The 8,089-nt window shown below is 72.4% G+C and carries 7 protein-coding genes; 4 read left to right on the top strand and 3 right to left on the bottom strand.

What is annotated here, in order from left to right:
* Window positions 1–172: 172 nt before the first annotated feature.
* Together LE548_RS35115 and LE548_RS35110 are read right to left on the bottom strand one after the other, a co-directional pair.
* Entirely contained in the window at window positions 173–1,228 is a 1,056-nt protein-coding gene (locus LE548_RS35115; protein WP_225101077.1) for a polyprenyl synthetase family protein, read from the bottom strand.
* Entirely contained in the window at window positions 1,218–1,496 is a 279-nt protein-coding gene (locus tag LE548_RS35110; protein WP_225101076.1) for a polyprenyl synthetase, read from the bottom strand. Before LE548_RS35110 ends, LE548_RS35115 begins: the two co-directional genes overlap by 11 nt.
* 158 nt (window positions 1,497–1,654) lie before the next feature.
* Here LE548_RS35110 and LE548_RS35105 point away from each other — a divergent pair, with 158 nt between their 5' ends.
* Window positions 1,655–1,894 (top strand): hypothetical protein, encoded by a 240-nt coding sequence (locus LE548_RS35105; protein WP_225101075.1) that lies wholly within the window; start codon window positions 1,655–1,657, stop codon window positions 1,892–1,894.
* On the opposite strand, the gene LE548_RS35100 is transcribed toward LE548_RS35105, so the two are convergent.
* Entirely contained in the window at window positions 1,872–2,792 is a 921-nt protein-coding gene (locus tag LE548_RS35100; protein WP_225101074.1) for an aminoglycoside phosphotransferase family protein, read from the bottom strand. The two genes, LE548_RS35105 and LE548_RS35100, sit on opposite strands and share 23 nt — an antisense overlap.
* A 284-nt stretch (window positions 2,793–3,076) precedes the next feature.
* Between LE548_RS35100 and recA the strand changes: the two genes are divergently transcribed.
* From recA to LE548_RS35085, 3 genes are all read left to right on the top strand, one after another.
* On the top strand, window positions 3,077–4,204 hold the full coding sequence (recA, locus tag LE548_RS35095; protein ID WP_225101073.1) for a recombinase RecA: 1,128 nt from the start codon (window positions 3,077–3,079) through the stop codon (window positions 4,202–4,204).
* Between the two features lie 7 nt (window positions 4,205–4,211).
* Window positions 4,212–5,018 (top strand): recombination regulator RecX, encoded by an 807-nt coding sequence (gene recX / locus LE548_RS35090; RefSeq protein ID WP_225101072.1) that lies wholly within the window; start codon window positions 4,212–4,214, stop codon window positions 5,016–5,018.
* A gap of 522 nt (window positions 5,019–5,540) precedes the next feature.
* Complete coding sequence (locus tag LE548_RS35085; protein WP_225101071.1) at window positions 5,541–8,069, top strand: ABC transporter permease; 2,529 nt, start codon at window positions 5,541–5,543, stop codon at window positions 8,067–8,069.
* The last annotated feature ends 20 nt before the right edge of the window (window positions 8,070–8,089 follow it).

The following is an 8,089-nucleotide window of genomic DNA, read 5'->3' as shown; positions in this document are numbered from 1 at the left end:
GATCCGTGACGGAGCGTGCTATCAAGCAACACCACCTGTCACGGCAGCCGCTTGACATCAGCATTGGGAAGCTCCTTGATCAGGGAGTCAGGGCGGCGGGGAATCAGGGTGCCGGGGGCCGGGACGGCAGGGATCGGGTCGTGCGCGTGGGCACGCGCGCGCGTGCTGCGGGTCAGAACGGGCGGGCCGTCGCCGCGTGCGCCAGCCCGGCCAGGGCGTCGGCGGCGGGCACCGGGATGTCCAGCCCGTGCAGCGCGTCGAGCGCCTCCGCCACGCGCGCGGAGATCATGTTTTCGACGCGCTCCGGAGCCCCCAGCCGGTGCATCACCTCCCGCACGGCGTCCAGGCCCGCCCGGTCCGGCTCCCCCCGGCCCAGCAGTGTCCGCAGCCGCTCCCGCTCGTCCGTGCCTGCGATGCGCCAGGTCTCCGCCAGCAGCGCGGTGGGACGATGCCCGCGTACGTCGTCGCTGTCGGCCTTGCCGGTGCGCTCCGGGTCCCCGAACAGGCCGAGCAGGTCGTCGCGCAGCTGGAAGGCCTCGCCGAGCGGCAGCCCGTACGCGGAGTAGCCCGCGCGCAGCCGTTCACCCGCCCCGGCCAGGGTGCCGCCGATCAACAGGGGGTGCTCGACGGTGTACTTGGCGGTCTTGTACCGGATCACCTTCAGTGACGCCGTGGTGTCCGGGACGGCCCCCGTGTGCAGGATCTCCAGGCACTCACCCGCGATCAGCTCCCGGGCGAGCAGCGACCACAGCGGGCGGGCGCGGGCCATGTACGCGGCGGGCAGACCGCACGTGGCGAACAATTGCCCGGCCAGCGACATCAGCAGATCCCCGACCAGCATCGCCAGCGACCGCGCCGCGGCGCCGGGACGTGGATGACCGGCCACGGCACCGCGCAGCGCCAGATGGGCGGTGGGTCGGCCGTGCCGCAGCGGGCTGTCGTCGATCAGGTCGTCGTGGACGACCGCGGCGGCATGCACAAGCTCCATGGAGGCCGCGGCCCGCAGCAGCGCGTCGCTGTCCGGCTGGCCGGCCGCGCGCCAGCCCCAATAGCAGAACGCCGCCCGCAGCCGTTTGCCGTCCGCGACCGCCGCCTCCAACTGGTCGACCACGGGGCGCAGGGCCGGATCGACCTCGGCCAGCAGATCGGCCTCCTGGGCGACGAAGCCGCGCAGCACCTGGTCGACGCGGCCGCGGAACACGGCCGCGTCCCAGCGTTCAGCCGCCATCGGCACCCCGTCGTACGCGCGCGTGCCGGGCGAGGATCTCCAGATGGGCCGGCGGCACGGTGGCGTACCGGTCCAGGGCCAGCCGGCCGCGGGCCACCAGATCCTGTTCGGCGGCCGACGCGAGTTCCACGGTGTCCGAGCGGCGCAGCAGCCCTCGTACGGTCGTCAGGGCCGAGCCCAGCGTGCTCACCGCCAGGTCCGCCACCCCCGCCACCAGCAGCACGGCCTGCTCGTCCCGGCCGCCGCGGCGGCCCGCTCCCTGTGTCATGCTCCGAGCATGGCGGCCCGCAGTACGAGGAACGGGCGTAATCGTCGCCGGGCCCACCATCGGGTGACTGCTTCGCCAGGCCGTGCGGTTCGTGATCTCTGCCGGATCTCTCGGCCGAGCAGGGCGTATCCCGGGACGTGGGTGATCGTTTTCCGGGCATGAAGAAGATCATCAGCATCGCCGCCGTCGCGCTCGCCCCCATCGGCCTGGCCACGCCCGCCTTCGCCGACGACGACAGCAACTTCGGTTCCGGCGTCAATGCCGCGAACAATTGGAACTTCACCGCCGCCGACGTGTGTGTTCAGGAGCTCGCCGTCGTCCCCGTACTTGCTGACTGGACGGGGAGCCACAAGAACAACTGCTCCAACGGTGACGTCATCGACCACTCCGGTCACTGACGAGGCGTCGCAGTGCCGCCCGGGCAGGTGGGCCCCAGGTGGCTTTTCCGCCCGGGCGGCCGTGGATGCCGGCCTCTCCGATGAGGATGCCGCTGAGGGCCTGCAGTACCGCCCAGCCGCGGGCACGGCGCAGGGTCGCGGGGTCCGGGGCGGGCCGGTAGGCGGCGTGGAAGCGGTCGGCCGCGCCGTCCGGCAGCAGTACCCAGGCGGCGGCGAGGTCGCACGCCGGATCGCCTGCGCAGAGGTCACCGAAATCGATCACGCCGCAGAAGGAGCCGTCCGCGGTGAGGACATTGGCCGGATGCAGGTCCCCGTGGAGCCACAGGGCCGGGCCCGCCCAGCCGGGCGCCTCGACGGCGTCCTCCCAGACCGCGCGGACGCCGTCGGGGTCGGGGACCAGCCCCAGCTCGCCGGCCGAGGCGAGGCGCTCGGCGAAGTGCTCCGCCCAGTCGGCCAGCGGCCCGCCACGGCCCCGGCCGGCGGGCACCGCCTCAGGGGCGGGCCGGTGAAGGGCCGTCAGGAAGTCGGCCAGGGCGTCGGCGGCCTTGGCGGCGCTCGTGGCGGGGGCACGGTCGGCGGGCGTGCCCGGCACCCAGGTGGTGACGATCCAGGGGCGCGGAAAGCGGGTGGAGGGCTCGCCGAGGCGCTGCGGGACAGGGACCGGCAGGGGTAGGTGCGGTGCGAGGGCGGGGAGCCAGGCGTACTCCTTGAGCAACAGCTCGTCCGCGGACCGGGTCGCCCAGGGCAGCCGGACGGCGAGTTCGTCACCGAGCCGCCACAGCTGGTTGTCCCAGCCCCGTGCGCCGAGCCGTAACGGGAGCTCGGCCAGGTCGGGGTGCTGGTCGCGGAGCAGCTCGCGGATGAACTCCGCGGTGATCTCGATCTCGGTACGGGTCATGCGGAGTGACGATAGGCGGGCGGTGGGCGCTGCGGCCGGTGTTCCGGGCCGCTGGAGCCGCCGAACCTTCGCTTCCGGTGTCGCGTGGCTCGCTTGACACGAAAATCGAACATCCATTCTCATGGAGGCTCAGGCGAGGCTCTAGGTGGTGGATTTCGTCCCGTTTTGAGGGGAGATGTCCCCTGGTTATCCACAGGCCAGGCCTGCGTCGGGGCGCATTGTCAGTGGCAGGGGTTAGCGTCTTTGACGTGAAGCGATCGACTCAAGCAAACCGGGTGGAACCCATGGCAGGAACCGACCGCGAGAAGGCGCTCGACGCCGCGCTCGCGCAGATTGAACGGCAATTCGGCAAGGGCGCGGTCATGCGCATGGGAGAGCGGGCGAAGGAGCCCATCGAGGTCATCCCGACCGGCTCGACCGCGCTCGACGTCGCCCTCGGCGTCGGTGGCCTGCCGCGCGGCCGTGTCGTGGAGATCTACGGACCGGAGTCCTCCGGTAAGACGACCCTGACCCTGCACGCCGTGGCCAACGCCCAGAAGGCCGGCGGCCAGGTCGCGTTCGTGGACGCGGAGCACGCTCTCGACCCCGAGTACGCGAAGAAGCTCGGCGTCGACATCGACAACCTGATCCTCTCCCAGCCCGACAACGGCGAGCAGGCCCTGGAGATCGTGGACATGCTGGTCCGCTCCGGTGCCCTCGACCTCATCGTCATCGACTCCGTCGCCGCGCTCGTCCCGCGCGCGGAGATCGAGGGCGAGATGGGCGACAGCCACGTCGGTCTGCAGGCCCGCCTGATGAGCCAGGCCCTGCGGAAGATCACCAGCGCGCTCAACCAGTCCAAGACCACCGCGATCTTCATCAACCAGCTCCGCGAGAAGATCGGCGTGATGTTCGGCTCCCCGGAGACCACGACCGGTGGCCGGGCGCTGAAGTTCTACGCCTCGGTGCGTATCGACATCCGCCGCATCGAGACACTGAAGGACGGCACCGAGGCGGTCGGCAACCGCACCCGTTGCAAGGTCGTCAAGAACAAGGTCGCGCCGCCCTTCAAGCAGGCCGAGTTCGACATCCTCTACGGCCAGGGCATCAGCCGCGAGGGCGGTCTGATCGACATGGGCGTGGAGCACGGCTTCGTCCGCAAGGCCGGTGCCTGGTACACGTATGAGGGTGACCAGCTCGGCCAGGGCAAGGAGAACGCGCGCAACTTCCTCAAGGACAACCCCGACCTGGCCAACGAGATCGAGAAGAAGATCAAGGAGAAGCTGGGCGTCGGTGTCCGGCCGGAGGAGCCCGCCGCCGAGCCGGGTGCGGACGCGGCGGTCACCACCGCGGCCGAGGACGACACCAAGACGGCGTCCGCCCCGGCAGCCGCCAAGGCCACCAAGCCCAAGGCCGCCGCAGCCAAGAGCTGACCGACCCGTGACACGACGAACCGACTGGGCCGAGTACGAGTACGCCACCCCCGGTGCCCGACGGGGGAGGGGCACCGGGGGCTGTCCGGACTCCGCCCTGGACGGTGCCGCCGGACACCCGGGCGAGGACCGCGAGAGGTACGGCGGGTACGGCGGACCTGGTGAGCACCGTGGGAGCGGTGGTGGTGGCCATGAGGGCGACGACGGCTCCCGCCGGGGTGGCCGGGGTCGTCGGCGGCGCGGTTTCGGGGACGCGCCCGGGGAGGACGAAGGCACCCCTTCCTCGTCGAGGGCCGAGCGGGGGGAGTCTTCAGGGGACCCGGCTGAGCGGGCACGGGCGATCTGCCTGCGCCTGCTCACCGGGACCCCGCGCACCCGCAAGCAACTTGCCGACGCCCTGCGCAAGCGGGAGATTCCCGAGGACGTGGCCGAGGAGGTGCTGTCGCGGTTCGAGGAAGTCGGGCTGATCGACGACGGCGCGTTCGCCGACGCCTGGGTGGAGTCCCGGCATCATGGCCGGGGGCTCGCCCGCCGCGCGCTCGCCCGGGAGCTGCGCACCAAGGGGGTCGACTCGGGGCTGATCGACGAGGCCGTCGGCCGGCTCGACTCCGAGCAGGAGGAGTCGACCGCCCGTGAACTGGTCGCCCGCAAACTGCGCGCCACCCGCGGCCTCGACCGCGACAAGCGCCTCCGCCGCCTCGCCGGCATGCTCGCCCGCAAGGGCTACCCCGAGGGCATGGCCCTCCGAGTCGTCCGCCAGGCCCTGGAAGAGGAGGGCGAGGACACCGACTTCTTGGGGGAGGGGGACTTCTGAGGCTCCCTGGAGGAGGGCTCAGACTGGGATGTCCCGTGACAGGGGCGGTTCTTGGACGCTTGGCGGTGCGGACGACGCTTCAATGCCTGATGGGATGGCGAGCCCTGTCTGCTGGCGGCGTCTCGCGGCGGGCCCGATCGCTGGTGGCGAGGCTGGCGCGGCTCCGTCTTGTCGGGCGGTGCCTGGCCCTGGGGTGGCTCGCGGTGAGGCCGGTCCGGATGCCTGACGGTGGGGCCGGCTCCTGGCCGCCTCGTGGGTGGGGGTGGCCCTCAGAACGCTCGCGGTGAGGTCAGCTCTCCGAGCGCTCGCGCGGCGGTCAGCCCTCGGGTGGCTTGTGGTGAGGTCGGATCTCGGGTGGCTCGCGGTGGGGTTAGCCCCCGTTGAAGATGCCGGGTCGCCGCAGTGTTCGGGTGGTGCCCTGGGGGCGAGTCTGGAGGTGCGCCAGGCCATGGCACATCAGCACCAGCCGAGGCCGGTCGCCACGACACCGCCGACGCGTACAACAGAAGAGAGCCCACCCCGATGATGCTGCGTTACGCCCTCCAGTCAGTCCGGGCCCGGAAGGCGGGCTTTCTCGGTGCCTTCCTCGCGTTGACGTGCGCGGCCGCCCTGATCACCGCCTGCGGCTCCCTCCTCGACACCGGTCTGCGCGGCACCATCCGCACCGAACGCTACGCCGGAGCCCCCCTCGTGGTCTCCGGAGACCAGTACGTCCACCAGACCACCGTCAAGCACAAGAAGGGCCAGACCAAGGTCAAGCACAAGGCGAAGCCCATCGCCGAGCGGGCCTGGCTCTCGGAGGGGCTGCGCACCCGCGTCTCCCAGATCCCCGGTGTGGCCCGCGTCGTGCCCGAACTGACCTTCCTCGCCCAGCCGTTGACCCCGTCCGGCACCGGCGGCCGTAGCGCCTACGGGCATGCCTGGGACTCCGCCGCGCTGACGCCGTACCGACTGACCACGGGCAGCGCGCCACGCTCCGACGGCGATCTGGTCATCGACAGCTACCTCGCCGCCCGGGCTGGTCTGCACCCCGGTGACCGGCTCACCGTGCAGTCCACGCAGGCCCCGCGCAGCTACCGGATCAGCGGTATCGCCGCCCCGAGACCCGCCGTACGCCACCAGACGTCCCTGTTCTTCTCCGCCGCCGAGGCCCGGCGGCTGGCCGGGCATCCGGGGCAGGTCAGCGCGTTCGGTGTGCTGCCGGACCAGGGCACGGACCCCGGACGGGTGCGGCAGGCCGTGGCGGCCGCGCTGCACGGCACCACCGCCCGGGTCGCCGGCGGAGACGCCCGGGGACCCGTCGAGTTCCTGGACGCGGCGAGCGCCCGCACCCGGTTGGTCAGCATGGGCGGCGCCATGGGCGGCACCTCGCTGCTGGTGGCCGTCCTCGTGGTCGTCGGCACCTTCGGGCTCACCGTGCAGCAGCGCCATCGTGAACTCGCCCTGCTCCGCGCCATCGCCGCCACATCCGGGCAGATCCGCGCGCTGCTCGGCCGGGAGGCGCTGGTCGTCGGCGCAGCGGCGGGCACCGTGGGCGCACTGCTCGGACTGCCGCTCGGTGGCGTGCTGTACTCCAGGTTCGTCGCCCTGGGCGCCGTACCCGACACGCTGGAACGCACCGTCAGTGTCTTCCCGCTGCTCGCCGCTCTCGCCGCCACCCTGCTCGGTGCCTGGGCAGCCGCCCGGATCGCCTCCCGCAGGATCGCCCGGATCCGGCCGACGGAGGCCCTGGCCGAGGCCAGGACCGAGCCCAGCCGTCCCGCGTGGGGCCGGATCGCCGCCGGGCTGCTGCTCCTGACCGGCGGAACCGTCCTTGTCGTCGTCCTCACCTCCCTGCGCACCGAGCCCGCCTCGACTCCCGTCACGTTCCTCGCCGTCGTCGTCCTGTCCACCTCCGTCGCCCTGCTCGGCCCGCTCCTGGTCAGGGCGGCCGCCCTGCTGCTCGCCGGCCCGCTCCGGCTCATCGGTCACGGCGGCCGTCTCGCCACCGCCAACCTGCGTGGCAACGCCGCCCGCATGGCCTCCGTCGTCACCCCCCTCACCCTGCTCATCGGTATGACCTGCACCGTCCTGTTCGTCCAGTCGACCCTCGGTGACGCCGCCCGCGCCCAGGTCCGGGACGGCGTCCGGGCCGACTGGGTCGTCGCCGCGCGGGGTCCCGGCGTACCCCACGAGGCCGCCCAGCGGCTGCGCGCCGGGCACGACACCGTCACCGAGGTGGTCCGCACCACCGTCCGCATCGGCCTCGACAAGTACCCGGCGCAGGGCGTCACCCCGGCCGGCCTGACCCGCACCTGGGACCCGGACGTCACCGCCGGCTCCCTCGACCGGCTCGCCCCCGGCACGGTCGCCGTCAGCGAACTGGCCGCCGATCAGCACCACGTGAAGCCCGGCAGCACCCTGAAACTCACCCTCGGCGACGGCACGCCCGCCACGCTCACCGTCGCCGCCGTCTATGCCCGGGGTCTGGGCTTCGGCGACCTCACCTTCGCCCACGACCTCCTCGCCCGGCACGTCGACAACCCGCTCGCCTCCTCCGTCCTCGTCAGCACGACCCGTACACAGACACAACTCGCGACTACACTCCGTGAGTTCCCGGGACTCGACATTCTTTCTCCGGCCGCCGCGGATGCCCTCCAGGCCGACCGGCAGCAGACGAACGCCGAGGTCAACTACCTCGCCATGGGGCTCGTGCTGGCCTTCACCGCCATCGCCGTCGTCAACACGCTCGCCGTGTCGGTGGCGGAACGTGTCCGGGAGTTCGCCCTGCTGCGCCTCGCCGGGGCCACCCGCCGCCAGGTGCTGCGCATGCTGCGCACCGAGGTGCTGAGCGTGCTGTTCCTCGCCACCTCACTCGGCAGCGGGATCGCCCTCGCCGTGCTCACCGCGTTCAGCGTGGGGATGACCGGCCGGGCCGCGCCCACGGTCACACCGCTGTTCTACGTCACCGTCGTCGGGGTGGCCGGGCTCCTCGCGCTCGTGGGCAGTGCAGTGCCGGGGCGGGCGGCGCTGCGGGTGCGGGCGGTGACGGTGGCCACCGCGAAGGAGTAGCAAGGAGTGGCAGGGAGGAG

This window comes from Streptomyces sp. CoH27 (assembly GCF_020181035.1).
GTDB lineage: Bacteria > Actinomycetota > Actinomycetes > Streptomycetales > Streptomycetaceae > Streptomyces > Streptomyces camelliae.
Note: the sequence above shows the minus strand (reverse complement) of the source record. Positions and strands in the feature narration are given on the sequence as shown.